At 67.1% G+C, this 19,847-nt stretch carries 19 protein-coding genes; 13 read left to right on the forward strand and 6 right to left on the reverse strand.

Features of this window, described 5'->3' with window-relative positions; translation table 11 throughout:
* Positions 1–283: 283 nt before the first annotated feature.
* The 4 genes from BM172_RS05065 to BM172_RS05080 all read right to left on the reverse strand — a co-directional run bounded on the left by BM172_RS05065 (position 284) and on the right by BM172_RS05080 (position 2,345).
* The gene (locus tag BM172_RS05065; protein WP_143096465.1) at positions 284–706 is read right to left on the reverse strand and encodes a hypothetical protein; all 423 of its coding nucleotides are present in this window, start codon (positions 704–706) and stop codon (positions 284–286) included.
* Complete coding sequence (locus tag BM172_RS05070) at positions 703–933, reverse strand: DUF3820 family protein (protein WP_026636419.1); 231 nt, start codon at positions 931–933, stop codon at positions 703–705. Before BM172_RS05070 ends, BM172_RS05065 begins: the two co-directional genes overlap by 4 nt.
* Before the next feature lie 109 nt (positions 934–1,042).
* Complete coding sequence (locus BM172_RS05075; RefSeq protein WP_026636418.1) at positions 1,043–1,450, reverse strand: DUF2000 family protein; 408 nt, start codon at positions 1,448–1,450, stop codon at positions 1,043–1,045.
* A complete protein-coding gene (locus BM172_RS05080) occupies positions 1,413–2,345 on the reverse strand; it encodes an AraC family transcriptional regulator (protein WP_197022887.1) in 933 nt (310 codons plus the stop codon). Before BM172_RS05080 ends, BM172_RS05075 begins: the two co-directional genes overlap by 38 nt.
* Before the next feature lie 168 nt (positions 2,346–2,513).
* On the opposite strand from BM172_RS05080, the gene BM172_RS05085 reads away from it, so the two are divergent.
* The 5 genes from BM172_RS05085 to BM172_RS05105 all read left to right on the forward strand — a co-directional run bounded on the left by BM172_RS05085 (position 2,514) and on the right by BM172_RS05105 (position 7,651).
* The gene (locus BM172_RS05085) at positions 2,514–3,443 is read left to right on the forward strand and encodes an alpha/beta hydrolase (protein WP_231504240.1); all 930 of its coding nucleotides are present in this window, start codon (positions 2,514–2,516) and stop codon (positions 3,441–3,443) included.
* Between the two features lie 151 nt (positions 3,444–3,594).
* Positions 3,595–4,299, forward strand: a complete 705-nt coding sequence (locus BM172_RS05090) for a DUF3348 domain-containing protein (RefSeq protein ID WP_026636416.1) — start codon at positions 3,595–3,597, stop codon at positions 4,297–4,299.
* A 10-nt stretch (positions 4,300–4,309) separates the two neighbouring features.
* Positions 4,310–6,406: a DUF802 domain-containing protein gene (locus tag BM172_RS05095; RefSeq protein WP_026636415.1), complete on the forward strand. Its 2,097-nt coding sequence runs from the start codon at positions 4,310–4,312 to the stop codon at positions 6,404–6,406.
* Entirely contained in the window at positions 6,403–7,053 is a 651-nt protein-coding gene (locus BM172_RS05100; protein ID WP_026636414.1) for an OmpA family protein, read from the forward strand. Before BM172_RS05095 ends, BM172_RS05100 begins: the two co-directional genes overlap by 4 nt.
* Positions 7,046–7,651: a DUF2894 domain-containing protein gene (locus BM172_RS05105; RefSeq protein ID WP_026636413.1), complete on the forward strand. Its 606-nt coding sequence runs from the start codon at positions 7,046–7,048 to the stop codon at positions 7,649–7,651. The genes BM172_RS05100 and BM172_RS05105 overlap by 8 nt, the downstream gene beginning before the upstream one ends.
* 32 nt (positions 7,652–7,683) lie before the next feature.
* Here BM172_RS05105 and BM172_RS05110 read toward each other — a convergent pair whose 3' ends face one another.
* Positions 7,684–8,763: a LacI family DNA-binding transcriptional regulator gene (locus BM172_RS05110; RefSeq protein WP_231504239.1), complete on the reverse strand. Its 1,080-nt coding sequence runs from the start codon at positions 8,761–8,763 to the stop codon at positions 7,684–7,686.
* A gap of 336 nt (positions 8,764–9,099) precedes the next feature.
* On the opposite strand from BM172_RS05110, the gene BM172_RS05115 reads away from it, so the two are divergent.
* From BM172_RS05115 to BM172_RS05150, 8 genes are read left to right on the forward strand one after another with little or no spacing between them, the layout of a single operon-like run.
* Positions 9,100–10,296, forward strand: a complete 1,197-nt coding sequence (locus BM172_RS05115) for a Gfo/Idh/MocA family protein (protein WP_035323810.1) — start codon at positions 9,100–9,102, stop codon at positions 10,294–10,296.
* On the forward strand, positions 10,293–11,498 hold the full coding sequence (locus tag BM172_RS05120) for a nucleoside permease (RefSeq protein WP_026636410.1): 1,206 nt from the start codon (positions 10,293–10,295) through the stop codon (positions 11,496–11,498). The genes BM172_RS05115 and BM172_RS05120 overlap by 4 nt, the downstream gene beginning before the upstream one ends.
* Before the next feature lie 42 nt (positions 11,499–11,540).
* Positions 11,541–12,425, forward strand: coding sequence for a sugar phosphate isomerase/epimerase family protein (locus tag BM172_RS05125; RefSeq protein ID WP_026636409.1), 885 nt, complete (start codon positions 11,541–11,543; stop codon positions 12,423–12,425).
* A 37-nt stretch (positions 12,426–12,462) separates the two neighbouring features.
* The gene (locus tag BM172_RS05130; protein ID WP_026636408.1) at positions 12,463–14,160 is read left to right on the forward strand and encodes a GMC oxidoreductase; all 1,698 of its coding nucleotides are present in this window, start codon (positions 12,463–12,465) and stop codon (positions 14,158–14,160) included.
* Positions 14,161–14,171: 11 nt separating this feature from the next.
* Positions 14,172–14,762: a gluconate 2-dehydrogenase subunit 3 family protein gene (locus BM172_RS05135; RefSeq protein WP_026636407.1), complete on the forward strand. Its 591-nt coding sequence runs from the start codon at positions 14,172–14,174 to the stop codon at positions 14,760–14,762.
* Positions 14,763–14,766: 4 nt separating this feature from the next.
* On the forward strand, positions 14,767–15,822 hold the full coding sequence (locus BM172_RS05140; protein WP_026636406.1) for a sugar phosphate isomerase/epimerase family protein: 1,056 nt from the start codon (positions 14,767–14,769) through the stop codon (positions 15,820–15,822).
* On the forward strand, positions 15,819–16,712 hold the full coding sequence (locus tag BM172_RS05145) for a hydroxypyruvate isomerase family protein (protein ID WP_026636405.1): 894 nt from the start codon (positions 15,819–15,821) through the stop codon (positions 16,710–16,712). The genes BM172_RS05140 and BM172_RS05145 overlap by 4 nt, the downstream gene beginning before the upstream one ends.
* Positions 16,713–16,731: 19 nt before the next feature.
* The gene (locus tag BM172_RS05150) at positions 16,732–17,514 is read left to right on the forward strand and encodes a 3-keto-disaccharide hydrolase (protein WP_026636404.1); all 783 of its coding nucleotides are present in this window, start codon (positions 16,732–16,734) and stop codon (positions 17,512–17,514) included.
* A 104-nt stretch (positions 17,515–17,618) separates the two neighbouring features.
* On the opposite strand, the gene BM172_RS05155 is transcribed toward BM172_RS05150, so the two are convergent.
* Complete coding sequence (locus tag BM172_RS05155; RefSeq protein ID WP_026636403.1) at positions 17,619–19,607, reverse strand: peptide-N4-asparagine amidase; 1,989 nt, start codon at positions 19,605–19,607, stop codon at positions 17,619–17,621.
* Between the last annotated feature and the right edge of the window lie 240 nt (positions 19,608–19,847).

The following is a 19,847-nucleotide window of genomic DNA, read 5'->3' on the forward strand; positions in this document are numbered from 1 at the left end:
AGACGTCGAGAGGCGTCAATAGGAATCGAGGAAATATCGCGTGATTTAAATCACGGATTTTCGCGGGATAAATCAAGACTTAGTGAAAACATTTATGCATGGCGCTGCATTATATACAGCGAAGCGACGATATTTGTCGCAATATCATAGTCTTATAGAGAAATCCGCAGGAATGCAGGGTAAATGACGCAATTAATTGCAGATCGGTAATTAATTGCGAATATCGCGCCGGCGCAATTAATTGCAGGTCGGTAATTAATTGCGATTATCGCGCACCAACCATTCAAGCCGCGGCGCCGGCCGGCGCACTCTTCCAAGGCACACCGGCAATCGTGCAAAAGACCGCGGCAACCAGCAGCGCGGCACAACCGCCCAGCAGGGCAGCCACGACGATCTCTCCGCTGTCCCGCAGGTAGTACTTGTAGGCCGCAGCCCCGCCAGCCGCCCCGACCAGGATGCTCAATCCAATGCAAGGCAAGCATGTAAGCCGTCGTGCAAGCAGCAGGCAGGCGATCACCGGCGCGCCGAGCACATAGCTGGCCGCATAGCAGACGATGGCCATCGCCAGGAGGCCGAGCAGGAATTGATCCAGGTGCTCGGGCGCCTCGATCGCATAGCTCGAGAACAGCAGCGCGAACAGCGCATAGGCCAGCGGCAACGCAGACGGCGCCAACACCACGCCAAGGACCACGCGGGATCGTTTCATGGCCGCGGCGCCTGCGAACGCGTTCTCAGCGGATCGAGCAGCCGCTTCAAGCCGTTGTGATCGAGCTCATGCGCCAGTGCGAGCAGGTTGCCCAGATCGCCCGGCGGGAAACCCTTGCGCGCGAACCACGCCAGATAGGCACCGGGCAGGTCGGCGATGAGGCGTCCCTCGTACTTGCCATAAGGCATGGTCATGGTGACCAGACGCTGCAAGTCTTCGGGCTTCACTGAGCATTCCTGTCATTCGAGTCGCGGCAGAGTGTATCCGCTTCAGTCGAAAGCGCCGCGCCGAGCAACAGGCCTGTCGACTGACCACGCGATGCGGGCCGGCGTTCGCTCAGGGATGCAGCGAAAGGCCCTTGATCGCCTTGTCCACCGCCTTCTTCGGTCCGCGCAAGCCGAGGCCGACCAGGTTCAGGGCCTGCGGATCTTCCGCCAGGAAAGCTTGCCGATTCGCCTCGTCGTGCCCCGTGGAAAACATCGAGTAGACATAGGGCACGATGGCCAGCCCGCGTTCCAGTGCGGACCTGTGCGCGGATTGCAGACCGGCCAGATCGGCCTGAAACACCAGCATCGGCTGGCCCAGCATGTTGCCGTACTGATTTCCCGCCGAGTCGCGGTAAGGCAAGCCCAGCGCCTCGGGCGCCGCGGCGGCGATGCCGGTAGCCAGAAACGCGGTTACATTCAGCCGCTGCCAGCCCGCCAGGTCATCGCGGACGATAAGCGCCACCTTGGTGTCGAACATCCACAGCTCCGGTCACGGATCGATGACGCTCATCTTCGGCACGACCGGCATGGCGATCTAGAACGTTTGTGCATTCGCGCTGATAGGCCGCCGGCGACAACCGGTAGGCGCGCTGGAACCATCGCCCCAGATGGCTCTGATCGGCAAAGCCCACGTCCAGCGCAACCTGGTTCGGCTCGCCGCCACCGGCCAGCAGCGCCCTGGCCGCGCGCAATCGCAAGCGCACCAGGTAAGCGTGCGGCGACTGGCCGAACCTGCGCTTGAACTGCCGCGTGAGGCGGAAGCGATCCATGCCGGAATGGCGGGCCAGCTCGTCCAGGCCGATGTCGCCGGCCATCCGGTCGTGCAGAAAATCGCGCGCACGCAGCAGCTGATCGGTCGAACCCGCTTCGGGCAGGGCAAGCTCGCCGGCCTGTGCGGAAAGTCGTCGCACCAGCTCGTCCAGGCACTGGTCGCGCGCCAGCCTGGCTTCGTTGCCATGCAGGGCGAGGAAGGCGTTCTGGATGATTTCGCGCAAGCCGTCGTCGATGGCCACCGTATTCCTGAAGGCGGCGCCGATACCCGAGGCATTGGGTAACTCGAGCCGGCCGGCCATGCCGGCGAGCCAGCGCTGCGGCAGGTACAGCATGGCGTAGGTGAAGCCGACATCCTCCGGCGCATCGCCGTCATGAACCGCGCCGGGTTCGATCAGGATGACGCGGCCCGCCGTGCTGCGGTGGACGATCCGATGGCAGCGGAACTGCTGGATGCCCTGCTGGGTGACACCGACCAGGACCTCGTCATGATCGTGCGGATCGTAGGCATGGCCGCGGAAATGCGCGTGCACGCTCTCGATCCCGGTGTCATGGTCCCGGCGAATATGGATCCAGTCGTCGCTGCGCGTCGGTCGATTCACCGCAGCACTATGCATCGCGCGACCGCGCCGGGCCACCTCGGCACGGGAAAGCGCCGTTCTGCGCACGCGAAAGGCCCGCCCTCGCCCGCACCGCGCCCCGCTGCCCGCCCACGCTGCCGGCCTCATCCCGGACGATCCAGCCACGCCATGCCAAGACCGGTCTTCGCCATGCTCCTGCTTGCCTTCGCCTGCCATGCCGCGCAGGCGTCCGCCGCCACGTGGCAACCCTCGCCCGGCCATGCGCAACTGCCGATCTGGCCCGCCGGCAAGATGCCCGACGCACTGCCAGCCACCAAGCCGGAATCGGTCGCCGCCGACTGGGCGAAGGTCGAGAACGTCAGTGAGCCGACCATGACCATCTATGCGCCGCAGGGCCGCAACACCGGCGCCGCCGTGGTGGTGTTCCCCGGCGGCGGTTACCAGATCCTGGCGATGGACCTGGAAGGCACCGAGATCTGCGATTGGCTCGTCTCGCGTGGCATCACCTGCGTGCTGCTCAAATACCGCGTGCCCGATTCGGGCCCGACCTGGAAAAACGACCGGCGCTACTACCCGAAGGTGCAGACGGCGCTGCAGGATGCGCAACGCACGCTCGGCCTGGTGCGCCAGCACGCGGCCCAGTGGCAGGTCGATCCGCACAAGATCGGCGTGATCGGTTTTTCCGCCGGCGGCCATCTCGTCGCCGCGGTGAGTACGCATGTCGACAAGCGGACCTACCCGGCGGTCGACGCCGCGGATCGACTGAGTTCGCGTCCCGATTTCGCCATCGCCCTCTACCCCGGCCATCTATGGCTGCACGAGGACGAGGACCGCGCCACCCGCCCGCAGACGGATCTGCGCCTGCGGCCGGACATCCGCGTCCGCGCCGATACGCCGCCCACCTTCCTGCTGCAGGCCGAGGGCGACCCCACCGACACGGTGGAGGAATCGCTGGCCTACTACGTCGCGCTGCAGAAGGCCGGCGTTCCGGCCGAGCTGCATCTCTATGCGCAGGGCGGCCACGCCTTCGGCCTGCGGCCGACCAGGCTGCCGATCGGGCAATGGCCGGTGCTGGTGGAGCGGTGGTTGCGCACGATTGGCGTGCTGGCGGCGGACTGAGCATGGGCGCGCCTCGCAAAGGCACGCCTAATCAATAAGTTGCAGGAAATGCATGGCGGATTTCGCCGCCATTGGCCCGCACCGCCGGCCCTTGGGTTAATCGACGCGTCCCACCCCCCGTGTAGAATCGTCGTCTTTTTTACCCAGCCGCATGGTGCAAGCCCTCCACCGGACGCCCGTCCGCGGCCCGACGTTCATCCGCCTGCTCGCCAGCCTGACGGACGCCGCCGCCCCGTCCTCTCCGCCCCCGCTGCCGGACCGGTTGAGCCAATGGCTCGACTGGAACCAGGCCATTGCGCTGTCCACCGTGCTCGATGGCCGGCCGGCGCAGGGCGACGGCGTGCCGTTCGGCAGCGACGACGAGGACGAATGCGCGCAACTGCGCGCTGCGCTGGCCCAGGCCATCGCGGGCGAGCAGGCCTTCGCGCGGCAGGACGCAACGCACGTTGAAGTTGGCATCGACTACGCCATCTTCCGCCAGCGCTATATCGCCCATCAGCGCGCGATCCAGGCCGCCACCGGCCGCTTGCGCGGCAAGTTGCGCGATCGGCTGGCCGGCGCCAGCGCCGGGATGGCGCGGCTCGCCGCGCTGGACGCCAGCATGGAAATCGTCCTGAGTCCGCGCGAGCACGAGCTGCTGGCTGCCGCACCCAGGCTGTTGGAAGTGCATTTCGAACGTCTGCGCCAGGCCGCGGAAGCCGCGGATGGCGCACAGGGAGCACAGCTCCCTTCCGGGGAAGCGTCGGCCGCGTGGCTGGACGTGTTTCGCAAGGACATGCAGAGCGTGCTGCTCGCCGAACTGGATGTTCGTTTTCAACCGGTCGAGGGCCTGCTCGCGGCCCTTCGCGCCAGCTAACTGGGACGTCATGTTCAGAAGTCTTGTTTATCCCCTCGTTTTCCTGGTCGGCCTGGCGGCCGTGTGCTGGATCGGCGTTGGCTATGTCGGCTCCAGTCCGCTCGGCGCCGGCGTCGCGCTGCTGATCGGCGCGTGTTACCTCGCCGGCGGATGGGAGCTCTATCGCTATCGCCAGGCCACGCGCACGCTGGACGATGCCGGCGCCGACCTGGCGGTGGCGCCGCCCAGCCTGGGCGACTGGCTGAAGCGCGTGGATCCGAGCCTGCGCAACGCCGTGCGCCTGCGCATCGAGGGCGAGCGCGTGGCGCTGCCGGCGCCGGCGCTGACGCCGTACCTGGTCGGCCTGCTGGTGCTGCTGGGCATGCTCGGCACCCTGCTCGGCATGATGGCCACCCTGCGCGGCACCGGCCTGGCGCTGGAAAGCGCGAGCGACCTGCAGGCCATGCGCGGTTCGCTGGCCGCGCCGGTGAAGGGCCTGGCCTTTGCGTTCGGCACCTCGATCGCCGGCGTGGCCAGCTCGGCCATGCTCGGCCTGCTGTCGGCGCTGTGCCGCCGCGAGCGCCAGCAGGCGACGCAACAGCTGGATGCGCACGCCGCCACCACCCTGCGCGTGTTCTCGCAGGCACACCAGCGCGACGAAGCCTTCCGCCTGCTGCAACGCCAGACCGAGCTGATGCCCACCCTGGTCGACCGGCTGCAGGCGTTGATGAGCAGCATCGAACAGCAAAGCAGCGCCGCGCACGAGCGCCAGCTGGCCGGCCAGGAGGCGTTCCACGGCCGGACGGAGGCGACTTACGCGCGCCTGGCCAGCTCGGTCGAGCAGTCGCTGCAGCAAGGCGTGGCCGACAGTGCGCGCGCCGTCAGCGCCTCGATCCAGCCGGTGGTGGAAGCCACCATGGCGGGACTCGCGCGCGAAACGGCGGCGCTGCGCGAAGCGGTCGAGCAAGGCGTGCAGCGCCATCTCGATGGCGTGGCCGGCGGCTTCGAGGCGACGACCGCCAACGTGGCGACGCTGTGGAAGGATGCATTGGCTGAGCACCGCCGCGCCGGTGAAGCGCTTACCGGCGACCTGCGCGATTCGCTCGCGCAGTTCACCGGCGCGTTCGAGCAGCGCTCCGCCGCCTTGGTGAGTGAAGTATCGGCACGCCTGGAGAACGCCGCCGGCCGCGCGGCCGACGCCTGGCAGCAGGCGTTGTCGCGCCAGGAAACTGCCAACGAGAGCCTCGCCGCGCGCAGCCAGGAAGCGCTGGCCGCGGCCGCGGCGACGTTCGAGGAACACGCCTCTTCGCTGGTCGGCGTCGTGCGCCAGTCGCACGAGGACTTGCAGACTGCGCTGGCCGCACGCGACCAGGCACGCCTCGCCGCCTGGACCGATACGCTGGGCCATATGTCCACCGCGCTGCACGGACAATGGGAGCAGACCGCCGCCCATGCCGCCGATCGCCAGCGCGAGATCTGCGATGCCCTGGCGCAGACGGCGCGCGACATCACCGAGCAGAACCGCAGCCACGCCGGCGAAACCATCGCCGAAATCTCCCGCCTGGTGCAGGCCGCCTCGGAAGCGCCGAAGGCCGCCGCCGAAGTCGTCGCCGAGCTACGCCAGAAACTCTCCGACAGCATGGTGCGCGACACCGCGATGCTGGAAGAACGCAGCCGCCTGCTCGCCACCGTGGAAACCCTGCTCGATGCGGTCAACCACGCCTCGACCGAGCAGCGCGCGGCCGTCGATGGCCTGATCGCCACCTCGGCCGACCTGCTCGACCGCGTCGGCACGCGTTTCCAGGATCACGTCGAAGCGCAGACCGGCAAGCTCGGCACGGCCGCCGCGCATGTCGCCGGCGGCGCCGCCGAGGTAGCCAGCCTGGGCGAGGCGCTGGGCGTCGCCGTGCAGATGTTCGGGCAGTCGAACGAGGCCTTGATGGAACGCCTGCAGCAGATCGCCACCGCGCTGGACAGCTCGCTCGCCCGCAGCGACGAGCAGCTGGCCTACTACGTGGCCCAGGCCCGCGAAGTGGTCGACCTGAGCATGCTGTCGCAGAAGCAGATCATCGAAGAGATGCAGCAACTCGCGGACCAGCGCGCGGCGGCCGGAGCCGAAACCGCATGAGCGGCGAGATCGAGGCCGAAACCGAATCGACGCCGATCTGGGCCGCCTTCGGCGACCTGATGTCGGTGTTGCTGGGCGTGTTCGTGCTGATCCTGGTCGGCATGCTCGGCATGCAGATGAAGCTGTCGAACCAGCTGGAGCAAGAAGTGCAGCGGCGCCAGGCCGAGGCGCAGCGCCGGCAGACGCTGGAACAGGCGCTGGCCGCGCCGCTCGCCGCCGGCCGCGTGACCCTGGTCGACGGCCGCATCGGCATCCGCGGCAACGTGCTGTTCGCGCTGAACTCCGACCAGTTGCAGCCGGAAGGACGCGAGCTGCTCAAGAGCCTCGCCGGCCCGCTGGCGGGATACCTGACATCGCGCGACGAGATCCTGATGGTCAGCGGCTTCACCGACGACCGCCAGGTGCGCGACGGCAACCGCCTGTTCGCCGACAACTGGGAGTTGTCGGCGGAGCGCGCGCTTACGGTGACGCGCACCCTGATCGCCGATGGCGTGCCCGCGTCGTCCGTGTTCGCCGCTGCGTTCGGCGCGGAGCAGCCGGTGGGTTCGAACGCCAGCGAGGAAGGTCGCTCGAAGAACCGGCGCGTGGAGATCGCGCCGGTGCCGCGTCCCGCCGCGAACGGGCATGAAACGCCGGCGCATGAGTGACCAGCGGACACCCGCACGGCGGAGGCTCGATGCGTGGCGCGAGCAAGGCGCCGACCGCTTCGATCCGGTGCGCTTTCATCGGATGGAAGCACTCGAGCGGCGCGCGGCCGCGCATGACGGCGAAGTGCGCGATTGGCTCGACGCGCGCCTGGACACCCTGCTTGCCGGCTATGCCGAACTGGTCGAATGCAGGGCGGCGCAACAGCCAGTTGCCGCAGGCGCAGGCGAGGATCGCCCGCTCGCCAACCTGGTCGACGGGTTCGCCAACCGCAACGGCAAGCTCGCCGACGTTGCCGAGCTGCCCCTGCTTGGCGATTTTCGCCAGCTCTGGTCGCGACTGCGCACGGAAAGCCAGCTGCGCCAGTCGCTGCAACCCGCTCCCTCCAATGCCGGCCCGCTCAATTCCAGCGCGCTGGCGCATCGCGCGATCGCGCTGATGCGCGAGCTGTCGCCGGGGTATCTGCAGCATTTCCTCGGTTACGTCGACGCCTTGTCGTGGATGGAGCAGATCCGCGCCGGTGCCAGCGCGAGCAAGGAAATGGCCCAGGTCACACCTGGCCGCAAGCGCGGCCGCGCCAAGAAAGAGAAGACTCCATAGCCCGTCATTCCGGCCTGCGCCGGAATGACGGGCTATTTGCGGCGCGGCATGGTCGAACCGCGCACCACCAGGTCCGCCGTCAGCACGCGCTTGCGCGGCGGCACCTCCGCATCGTTGAGCAGCTCGAGCATCATGCTCATCGCCTCGCGCCCCAGCGCGTTCTTCGGCTGGACGATGGTGGTCAGCGGCGGCGAGGTGTAGCGGGCGAAGCGGATGTCGTCGAAGCCGACGACGGAGACATCCTCCGGCACGCGCAGGCCGTGCGAACGCAGCGCGCGCAGCGCACCGATGGCCATCTCGTCGTTGGAGCAGAACAGCGCGGTAAACGGCTGGCCCTGCGCCAGCAGCTGCTCGACGGCACGCTCGCCGGCTTCGATCGAGAAATCGCCCGTCACCACCAGGCCCGGATTCGCCGGCAGCTCCGCGCGCTGCAGGGCCAGGCGATAACCCTGCTCGCGATCGACACAGATCGGGCTCGACGGCGGCCCGGCGACGAAGGCGATCTCGCGGTGCCCCAGCATCGCCAGGTAGTCGACCGCCACGCCGGCTGCGGCGACGTTATCGATATAGACGCTGGAAATCTGCCCGTCCTTGACGTACTCGCAGGCATTGACCACCGGCAGCCGGCCCTGGATCGGGATCGACGGCACGCGCGGCGACATGGTGATGATGCCGTCGGCCTGGCGCGCCGCGACCATGTCGGCATAGGCCTGCTCGCGCACCTGGCTGCTCTGGGTTTCGCCCAGCAGCACCGAATAGCCGTTCTCGTGCGCGACCTGCTCGATGCCGCGGATCACTTCGGAGAAGAATGGGTTGGCGATGTCCGGCAGCAGGGCCACGATCAACCGCGTGCGCGCCGTGCGCAGATTGCGCGCCAGGGCATTGGGCGTGTAGCCGAGGCGCTTGACCACTTCATGGATGCGCTGGCGCGTCCTCTCGCTGACCACCTCCGGCCGCTGCAACGCGCGCGACACGGTGGCCACCGACACCTTGGCGATGGCGGCGATCTCCTTGACCGTGCTGACGCGGGCCGGCTGCGCTTCGGCCTGCGCGCGCTTGCCGTCTTTGCGCGCACGCCCGGCCTGTCCCTTGGCGGATCCCCTGGAACTCACGAATGCCGGCCTCCCATGCCGCCGATTGGTGCGGGACGATACCACCCGCGGGCGAGCCGGCAAGCGCTCCGCCGGGCCATCGACGGCCGCGCATGCTGCGCCGCAATGTAATGGATTACATGAAATCGTTGCATCGGCATTTCCAAGTCTGTTACATACCAGCGCAGTTTTTTCGCGGGCTTGCCAGCTTCCACTTGCGTGGCCTGCATCGCACTTTTCCTGGTTGTGCTCTGGAAGTCCAGTTTCCATGCGGATGTAATCGAATACATTTTCAGTGGTAGCGATATCTCGGAGGGGGAACATGGCCGTAGCGACCCGCAAGCACAGGAAGCGCCGATGAAGCGCCTCGGCATGGGGCTGGTCGGCCCCGGCTTCATCGCCGCCCACCACCTCGATGCGGTGCGCCGCCTGGGTGACGTCGACATCGTCGGCATCGCCGGCTCCAGCCTCGAATCGGCGCAGGCCCGCGCCCGCGATCTGGGCGTCGAACGCGCCTACGCCAACTATCGGGAGCTGCTGGCCGATCCGGCCGTGCAGGTGATCCACAACACCACGCCCAACCATCTGCACCGCGAGATCTCGCTTGCCGCCCTGCAGGCCGGCAAGCACGTGATCTCCGACAAGCCGCTGGCCAGCAACCTGGAAGAAAGCCGTGAGCTGCACGAGGCCGCGCGCAAGGCCGGTGTCGCCCATGTCGTCACTTTCAATTACCGCGGCTATCCGCTGATCCAGCAGGCACGCGCGATGATCGCCAAGGGCAAGCTCGGCGCCCAGGTGTTCGTGCATGGCTGCTATCTGCAGGACTGGCTGACCGACGAGCGCGCCTATTCGTGGCGGCTGGACCCGAAGCGCGGCGGCGCCAGCTCGGCGCTGGGCGACATCGGCTCGCACTGGTGCGACCTGGCCGAACATGTCACCGGCGCGCGCATCGTCGCCGTGCTGGCCGACCTGCACACGGCGGTGCCGGTGCGCGAAGTGCCCGCCGCTTCGCCGAAGGCGTTCGCCAAGGCGTCGAAGAGCGCGCCGCGCAAGAAGATCAAGATCGCCAGCGAAGACCTGGCCAGCGTGCTGCTGCGCTTCGACAACGGCGCGCGCGGCTGCGTCACCATCGGCCAGGTGCTGCCGGGCCACAAGAACGACCTGCGCCTGGAAGTGAGCGGCCGCGAGGCTTCGCTGGCCTGGCGCCAGGAACAGCCGAACGATCTGTGGATCGGCCACCACGCGCAACCCAACACCGTGCTGACGCGCGATCCGGCCCTGCTCGATCCGGCCGCGCGCGGCTATGCGCATCTGCCGGCCGGCCATCCGGAAGCCTGGCCCGATGCGTTCCGCAACCTGATCGCCGATGCCTACGCATGGATCCGCCAGGGCGGCGCGCCGGCCAAAAAGCCGGCCGCCCTGCCCACCTTCGCGGACGGATATCGCAACAGCCTGCTGGTCGACGCCATGCTCAGAAGCCATGCCGCGGGCGGCGCCTGGCAGGACGTCGAAGACCCATCCGCAACACCACGCAAAAGGGGAGCACGGGGATGAAGTGGCGCCTTAGGTTGATGATGCTGTTCGAGTACGCGATCTGGGGCGCCTGGTATGTCACCGTCGGCACCTGGCTGGGCAAGACCCTGCACTTCAGCGGCCAGGAGATCGGCGCCATTGCCGGCACCACCGCGATCGGCGCGATGATCTCGCCGCTGTTCGTCGGCCTGCTGGCCGACCGCCTGTTCGACACGCGCCGCGTGCTCGCCGCCCTGCACGTGCTGGGCGCGGTGCTGCTGATGTTCGCCGCCAGGCAGAGCTCGTTTCCGCTGCTCTACGGCACCCTGCTCGCCTACAGCCTCTGCTACATGCCGACGCTGGCGCTGACCACCTCGCTGGCGATGCGGCACATCCGCGATCCACAGGAAGAATTCGGCGGCATCCGCGTGCTCGGCACCATCGGCTGGATCGTGGTCGGCCTGATCGTCGGCGCCTGGGGCGTCGAGGCCACCGCCACGCCGCTGCAACTGGCCGCGGGCCTGTCGGTGGTGACGGCGCTGTACTGCCTCACCCTGCCGCCCACGCCGCCGCTGGCGCGCAACCAGCGTTTCGAGCTTCGCCACGCGTTGCCGCTGGAATCGCTGCACCTGCTGCGCGACCGCTCGATGGCGGTGTTCGCGCTGGCCTCGTTCCTGATCTGCATCCCGCTGCAGTTCTACTACGCCTTCACCAACCTGTTCCTCAACGAGGTGGGCGTGGTCAACGCGGCGGGCAAGATGACCGGCGGACAGATGTCCGAGATCCTGTGCATGCTGCTGATCCCGTGGTTCTTCCGCCGGCTCGGCGTGAAGTACATGCTGGCGGTGGGCATGCTGGCCTGGGTGCTGCGCTATGTGCTGTTCGCCTTCGGCGCGCCGGGCGACCTGATGTGGATGCTGTGGCTGGGCATCGTGCTGCACGGCATCTGTTTCGATTTCTTCTTCGTGGTCGGCCAGATCTATATCGACCGCGAAGCGCCGTCCGCGCTGCGCGCGGCGACGCAGGGGCTGATCACCTTCCTGACCTATGGCCTGGGCATGTTCGTCGGCTCCTGGCTGTCCGGCGTGGTCGTCGACACTTATGCCGGCGCACAGAATGCGCATGACTGGCGGTCGATCTGGCTGATCGCCGGCGGCTGCGCGGCGGCCGTGCTGGTGCTGTTCGTGCTGGCCTTCAAGGACCGCAGAAGCGCCGCCGGCCAGCCCGTCGCCGTCACCGATTAATTCTTTCCCAAGCTACCCACCGGCCGCCCCGAGAGAATCCACATGATGATGAATCGCAGGCAGTTCCTCGCTCGATCCGCAATGTTCGGCGCCGCTGCATGGCTTGCCGCCAGTCCCTCCGGCCGGCTGCTCGCCGCCGGCGCGCAGGGCAAGGCGCTCGGCATCCAGCTCTATATGGTGCTGAAGTCCTACCAGGCCGATCCGCTCGGCACGCTCAAGACGCTCAAGAGCATCGGCTACACCGAGATCGAGGCGATCGTCACCACCACCGCGGCCACGCTGCGCGATCAGCTGAAAGAAGCGGGCCTGAATTGCCCCAGCATGCATTTCGACAGCCTGGGCTTCGATCCCGGCGTCGAGGCCGCACACACGCTGGGTGCGAAGTTCATCGTCAGCAGCATGCTGCCGTCGATCATGCAGAAGGAAAAAGGCGCCGGTGCGCCCGAGCCCACCTACTCGCTCGACGAAGCCAAGCGCACCGCCGAATACGCCAACCGCCTCGGCGAGAAGGCGAAGAAGGCCGGCCTGCAGTACGCGTATCACAACCACCACCTCGAGTTCACCGACGTCGGCGGCGGCCAGACCTTCTACGACGTGCTGCTGAAGGAGACCGACCACCAGCTGGTGCATTTCGAGCTGGACTGCGGCTGGGTGCACATGGGCGGCAAGAATCCCGCCGACTACTTCAAGGCCAATGCCGGCCGCATCGCGCTGATGCATGCCAAGGATTTCCTCCCCGGCGCCGGCGGCAAGGATTTCCCAGGCGCGGAGCTCGGCCGCGGCACGCTCGACTACAAGCCGATCATGGCCGCCGCGGATCGCGCGGGGCTCAAGCACTGCTTCGTCGAACAGGAAGGTCCGTTCAGCCGCATGAGCGACCTCGAGGCCGCGCGTATCGACTACGCCTACCTCAAGCCGCTGCGCTGACCCCACGCCCTCCACCTTCCGCTCCATAGGGAAACACATGGACAACAAGCACGTATACGACGCCATCGTCGTCGGCACCGGCGTCAGCGGCGGCTGGGCCGCGAAAGAACTGACCGAGAAAGGCCTAAAGACCCTGGTGCTGGACCGCGGCCCCATGGTCAAGCACGGCGACTACCCCACCGCGATGAAAGCGCCGTGGGAGCTGCCCTACGGCGACGAGCCGACGCGACACGACATCGAGCGCCACCCGATCCACACGCGTCCGTCCTTCTACGGCATCACGCAGTCGACCAAGCACTGGTTCGTCGACGACATCGACAACCCCTACGAGGAAACCCGCCCGTTCGACTGGTTCCGCGGCTACCACGTCGGCGGCCGCTCGCTGATGTGGGGACGCCAGAGCTATCGCCTGAGCCCGATGGACCTGGAAGCCAACGGCAAGGAAGGCGTCGGCGTGGACTGGCCGATCCGCTACGACGACATCGCGCCCTGGTACGACTACGTCGAGCATTTCATCGGCGTGAGCGGCTCGATCGAGCACATGCCGCAGCTGCCGGACGGCGACTTCCTGCCGCCGATGGAGCTGACCTGCGTGGAGAAGGATTTCCGCGACAAGATCGCCGGCAAGTTCGGCGGCCGCAAGCTGATCATCGGCCGCACCGCCAATCTTTCCGCGCCGCTCAAGCACGACAAGAGCCCGCAGCGCGCGCCCTGCCAGTACCGCAACCTGTGCATGCGCGGCTGCCCGTTCGGCGCCTACTTCAGCAGCAACTCCTCCACCCTGCCCGCGGCCGAGAAGACCGGCAACATGACCATGGTGACCAATGCCATCGTCTACGAGCTGATCTACGACAACGACAAGGGCAAGGCCACCGGCGTGCGCGTGCTGGATGCCGAGACCGGGCACCAGACCGAGTATTTCGCCAAGGTCATCTTCATGTGCGCCTCCACCTTCGGCAGCACGCACATCCTGCTCAACTCCACCTCCAGCCGCTTCCCCAACGGTTTCGGCAACGACAGCGGCGAGCTGGGCCACAACATCATGGACCACCTGTTCGGCAGCGGCGCGCGCGCCATGGTCGACGGCTACGACGACCGCTACTACTCCGGCCGCCGCCCCAACGGTTTCTATATCCCGCGCTACCGCAACGTCGGCAGCGACAAGAGCAGCTTCCTGCGCGGCTACGGCTACCAGGGCGGCGCCAGCCGCCAGGACTGGACGCGCCTGGTCAACACGCCGCTGATCGGCGGCGACCTCAAGCGCGCCGCGCAGACGCCTGGCCCGTGGAGCATCTCGATGATGGGCTTCGGCGAGATGCTGCCCTCGCACCGCAACAAGGTCACGCTGGACCGCAACCGCAAGGACAAGTACGGCCTGCCGGTGCTCAACTTCGATGCCGCGCACGAGGAGAACGAACTGGCGATCGGCAAGGCGATCGTGGACGACGCGCTGGAAATGATGAGCGCCGCCGGCTACCGCGACGTGCGCTCGTTCAAGGTCCAGGCCAATGTCGGCGCCGGCATCCACGAGATGGGCACGGCGCGCATGGGCCGCGACCCGAAGACCTCGGTGCTCAACGGCTGGAACCAGATGCACGCCTGCAAGAACGTCTACGTCACCGACGGTTCGTTCATGGCTTCCTCCGGCTGCCAGAATCCGTCCCTCACCTACATGGCGATGACCGCGCGCGCGGCCAGCCATGCGGTGGAAGAACTCAAGCGCGGCAATATCTAAGGAGAACCCTCATGAATCGTCGCGAATGGCTGAAAAGCATGACCACGCTGGCCGTCGGCGTGGCCGCCGCACCCTCGCTGCTGGCCGTGTTCGACGCGCATGCCGCCGCGCAGAAAGGCGGCCCGGCGCCGCAGTTCTTCACCCCGCCGCAGCACGACACGGTGACCGCCGTGGTGGACATCATCGTGCCGCGCACGGATACCCCCGGCGCCGTGGATGCCGGCGTGCCGCGCTTCATCGACCAGATGTTCAAGGACGTCTATACGCCCGAGGAGCAGAAGCGCTACCTCACCGCCATGGCGGCGTTCGAGAAGGAAGGCGGCAAACCGTTCGCCCAGCTCGACGCCAAGCAGCGCCTGGCGCTGGTGACCAAGCTGCACGAGCAGGCGCTGATCAAGGGCAAGGACCTCGATCCGGAGTCGGCGGCGGCGTTCGTGCTGATGACCAAGAGGCTGGCGACCTCGGGCTTCTTCATCTCCCAGCCTGGATGCACGCAAGTGATGCAGTACATGCCGGTGCCGGGCGCCTACCACGGCGATATCCCGCTGTCGGAGGCAGGCAACGGCCGGGCCTGGGCAGTCGAGACGGTGCTGAGGATCTGAAGGCATGAAGACGCTCAAGGGTCCAGGCATTTTCCTCGCCCAGTACGCGGACGATGTCGAGCCGTTCGATTCGCTGCCTTCGATCGCGCGCTGGGCGGCGTCCCTCGGTTTCGTCGGCGTGCAGATCCCATCCAACGACAAGCGCCTGTTCGACCTCGAACAGGCCGCGTCCAGCAAGACCTACTGCGACGATATCGCCGGCATGCTGGCCGGGCACGGCCTGCAGGTCACCGAGCTGTCCACCCATCTGCAAGGACAGCTGGTCGCTTCGCATCCGGCCTACGACCGCCTGTTCGACGGCTTCGCGCCGCCGGAGCTGCGCGGCAAGACCAGGGAACGCCAGGCCTGGGCGGTCGAGCAACTGAAACTCGCGGCCAAGGCGAGCCGCAATCTCGGCTTGACCGCGCACGCCACCTTCTCCGGCGCGCTGGCCTGGCACCTGTTCTATCCCTGGCCGCAGCGTCCCGCGGGGCTGGTGGAAGAAGCGTTCGCCGAACTGGGCAGGCGCTGGCGGCCGATCCTCGATGCCTTCGACGAAGCCGGCGTCGACGTCTGCTACGAATTGCATCCCGGCGAAGACCTGCACGACGGCGCTACCTTCGAGCGCTTCCTTGAAGCGGTCGACAACCATCCGCGCGCCAACATCCTGTACGACCCCAGCCACATGGTCCTGCAGCAGCTGGACTACCTGGAGTTCATCGACTTCTACCACCAGCGCATCCGCGCCTTCCACGTGAAAGATGCGGAGTTCCGGCCGAACGGCCGCGCCGGCGTCTACGGCGGCTACCAGAACTGGATCGACCGCCCCGGCCGCTTCCGTTCGCTCGGCGACGGGCAGATCGATTTCGGCGCGATCTTCAGCAAGATGGCGCAGTACGACTATCCGGGCTGGGCGGTGCTGGAGTGGGAATGCTGCATCAAGGACGCCCAGCAGGGCGCGAAGGAAGGCGCGGCGTTCATCCGCGACCACATCATCAAGGTCACCGCGCGCGCGTTCGACGATTTCGCCGCGACCGGCGCCGACCGTGGATTCAACCGCCAAGTGCTGGGGCTCGAATGACCAATTCCCGAGGCATCACCCGCCGCGCCATGCTCGGCCAGCTCGCCGCGGCCGCGGCGTTCGGCGCCACCGCGGCGCTGGCTCCGGCCGGCACCGCCTCCGCCGCACCGCAGAAGGCCGGCCCTGGCCGCCTCAAGCAATCGCTCAGCCGCTGGACCTCGAAAGCGCCATTGCCGGAGCTGTGCAAGCGCCTCAAGAGCCTGGGCTTCGCCGGCGTGGATCTGCTGTATGCGGACGAATGGGCGATGGTCAACGACAGCGGCCTGAAGGTCACCATGGGCTATCCGGCCAAGCGCGACAACTTCATCGCCATGGGCTTCAACGATCCGGCCAACCACGCCACCCTGCTGAAAGAGCTGGAGACCACCATCCCGCTCGCACAGAAAGCCGGCGTGACCAATGTGATCACCATGTTCGGCAACCGCGTGCCGGGCATCGACGAAAACCAGGCGCGCGACAACTGCATCGCGGGCCTGTCGAAGATCGCCCCGCTTGCCGCCGAGCACGGCGTCACGCTGTGCGTCGAACTGCTCAACAGCAAGGTCGACCACCACGGCTACCAGGGCGACAGCACGCGCTTCGGCGTGGCGGTAATGAAAGGCATCGGCTCACCCAACGTGAAGCTGCTGTACGACATCTACCATATGCAGATCATGGAAGGCGATGTGATCCGCACCATCCGCGACAACTTCCAGTGGATCGGCCATTTCCACACCGGCGGCGTGCCCGGCCGCCACGAAATCGACGGCACCCAGGAGCTCAACTATCACGCCGTCGCCAAGGCCATCGCGGACCTGGGCTACCAGGGCTACATCGCGCACGAGTTCATGCCGGCGGGACCCGATCCGTTCGCCGCCTTCGCCGACGCCTACAAGATCTGCACCGTCTGATCGCTCACCGGACCCGCTTATGACTGCGCGCCTCGCTCTCGCCCTCCTCCCCTTCGCCCTCGCCACCGGCGTCGCCATGGCGCAGAACGCACCGCCGGCCGGCGATCCCAAGGCCACCGAGCAATGGGAACCGGTGCCGCCGGTGGTGACGCCGGGCCAGCGCGACGCCGCGCCGCCTTCCGACGCCATCGTGCTGTTCGACGGCCACCAGCTCGACCAGTGGGAAGCCTCGAAGGATCACTCGCCCGCGCACTGGAAAGTCCACGATGGCGTGATGACGGTCGACAAGACCACCGGCAACATCCAGACCAAACGGCGCTTCAGGAACTACCAGCTGCATCTCGAGTGGCAGGTGCCGAAGAACATCAGCGGCGAAGGCCAGGCGCGCGGCAACAGCGGCGTGTTCGTGGCTTCCACCGGCCCCGGCGACGAGGGCTACGAAGTGCAGATCCTCGATTCGTACCGCAACAAGACGTATGTCAACGGCCAGGCCGCCGCGATCTACAAGCAGACGCCGCCGCTGGCCAACGCCATGCGCCCGCCGGGCGAGTGGCAGGCCTACGACATCGTGTGGACCGCACCGGTGTTTGCCGCCGACGGCAGCGTGCAATCGCCCGCCTACGTCACCTTATTCCACAACGGCATCGTGGTGCAGAACCACACCAGGCTGACCGGTGAGACGCTGTACATCGGCAAGCCCGTGTACAAGGCCTACACCGATGCGCCGATCAAGCTGCAGGCGCACGGCGATCCGTCGGCGCCGATCAGCTTCCGCAATATCTGGGTGCGGCCGCTGGATTGAATGCGTCGCGCAGGTTGGGGTGAGCCGCGGGCGAACCCCAACATCGCCATATCCGAACGCATCGCATTGTTGGGGTTCGCCTGCGGCTCACCCCAACCCACGGGCTACGGATACTGCAGCCACCCCAGCGAATCCGGCGAGCCATCCGGCCGGCTGCGCCAGGACAGGCGGTTCTGCCCGTCCGTGCAGTTGCCGCCGGTTTCCCAGGTCGCCAGCTTGCCGTCGCGGGTGGCCAGCATCGCGTCGTAGCAGCTGCCCACGGAATCGTTGAAGCGGAAGGTCTGCCAACCGCCGCGATCGTTGACCTTGGTGAACACGCGATACGGGAACAGGCCGGTCGTGGTATCGAGTTCGGCACCCGTCAGGTTCTGCGTCACCGAACTGTAGACCGTATTGCCGTTGGCACGATGCACCAGCTGCAGGCCGACGTCCTGGCGCAGGCGCCTGATCTCGCGTTCCACGGTAGGGTCCCGCCACAGGTAGTAGAAGCTGGATATCGGGTAGCCGTAGTTGGTGATGTGCTCGTCCGCCAGCACGCCATTGAGATAGGTACGCGTCTTGCCGGTCTCCGTGCTGCGCAGCGTGATGCTCTTCTGCAACACCTTGCGCTGCAATGGCGCCACCGGCTCGGCGGGTACGCTGAACGCCTGGGTGTTGTCGAAGCCGACCCAGCGTTCCACCCGATGGCGGATGCGTCCCCTGGACCCGTTCACATAGCCGTCGATGACGAAATGCCGGCTCAGCGTGGTGGCCACGCTGCCGCTGAGATTGCCCTGCCGGTCGCGCGTCACCGTACTGCGCTGTTTCGGCACCGCCGGCTGTCCGGCCAGGTCGTTGCGCGTAAGCATGCCGGTCACCTGTTGCACCCGTCGGTCCTGATAGACCAGCAGCGTCGCCGAAGCCCACGCGCCGGCCACCGGATTATTGGTCAGCCCAGGCACGCTGTTGCTGGCGATGCGCACCGAGACGGTATGCGGCGCGCCATTGCTGAGCAGCGCGGCGAACGGGCTCAGGTCCACCCGGTGCGGCAGGTTCAGCAGCTCCTGCGGCTGCGTCGCCGGCCGCCACAGTTTCGCGTCCCTCTCGCTCAGGCTCGGGTAGGCCGGATACAACGGCACCACGCCGGCCGGCTGCTGGTCGATGCTCACCTGCGCCTCGCGGAAGGCGCCGCCGATGCAATGCGCGGCGAAGTTGTGCTTCGCGTCGAGCAGCAGGCGCGGGAACACCACCGCCAGCGGCGCCGGCAGGCAGCTGTACCAGGCGTCGTGAGGTTCCACGTGGCCTTGCGTCGAACCCGTGGTCGGCACGTAGTGGTAGGTGGACGGCCGCACGATCACGTCGAGGTAGGCGCGCTCGATATTGCGCGGCAGCGTCTGCTGGCCGGACACATTGAAGTTGGCGGCAAGGCGGTCCGACGTTCCACGCAGGTCGGCCAGGGCGCCGACGGCGTAATAGTTGCCGGTCCTGAAGCCGGCGGCGCCGAGCGGGAAGATGGCATCCGGCACGGCGGACGCCGGCTCGGCAGCGGTGGCCGGATAGAACTTCAAGGTGGCGATGCCGGCGAAGTACGGGGCGGGCACATAGGCTTCCTGCCCTACGCCGATTACCCAGTTGCTCTCCAGGGCCGGCGCTCCGTTGCGGTAGGCCAGCAGGGGGAGATAGTCGGTGACGTCACGCTCCGTATGTCCGCAATACAGTTCGAAGCAAGGCTGCATCTGCACGTGGTTGCCGGCCAGCGCGACATTGCCGGAATACAGGTTCACGCCGCTCAGCCACAGGTTCAGCGGCAAGGCCAGGCCCTGCTCCTCCTGGTCGTCGGTGAGCACGAAATCCATCTCCAGCACCACCTTCGCCCACGGCCCGTTGCCGCAGGACTGGGATGAATAGTCGAAGTTGCCTTTGCCCACGCCGTTGGTGGTCATGCGCACCAGTTCCACGCTGCAAGGCCGGCTCGACGGACGCGGCACCGGTGGATCGGCGCGCACGAGGAAATCGGTGCCCGGCGTCGGCGCATCGGCCGCGGCACACGCATTCCAGGTGAGACAGGCGAGCAGGACGGACACGGCGGCGCGACCGGTAATTCCGGGGAACATGACGACCTCCAGGTGGCTCCCCCCCGCGCCGGCGATGGTAAGAAACGCACTCCGGGAAAAGCGTGACAGGCGCCGCAGCCAAGGGAGCCGCTGCATTCACGCACGGGTCGTCAGTCACGCGAAAGTTGGCGTTGCCTTTGCGCAGCTTCGCTTGCGTGACCATCGACACACACCGGTCGCATCTGTCATCGATCGCCTTGCCAAGATGACAGCCGTGTCATTCGGACGTCCGGACGCAAG

This window comes from Dyella marensis, assembly GCF_900112865.1.
GTDB lineage: Bacteria > Pseudomonadota > Gammaproteobacteria > Xanthomonadales > Rhodanobacteraceae > Dyella_D > Dyella_D marensis_A.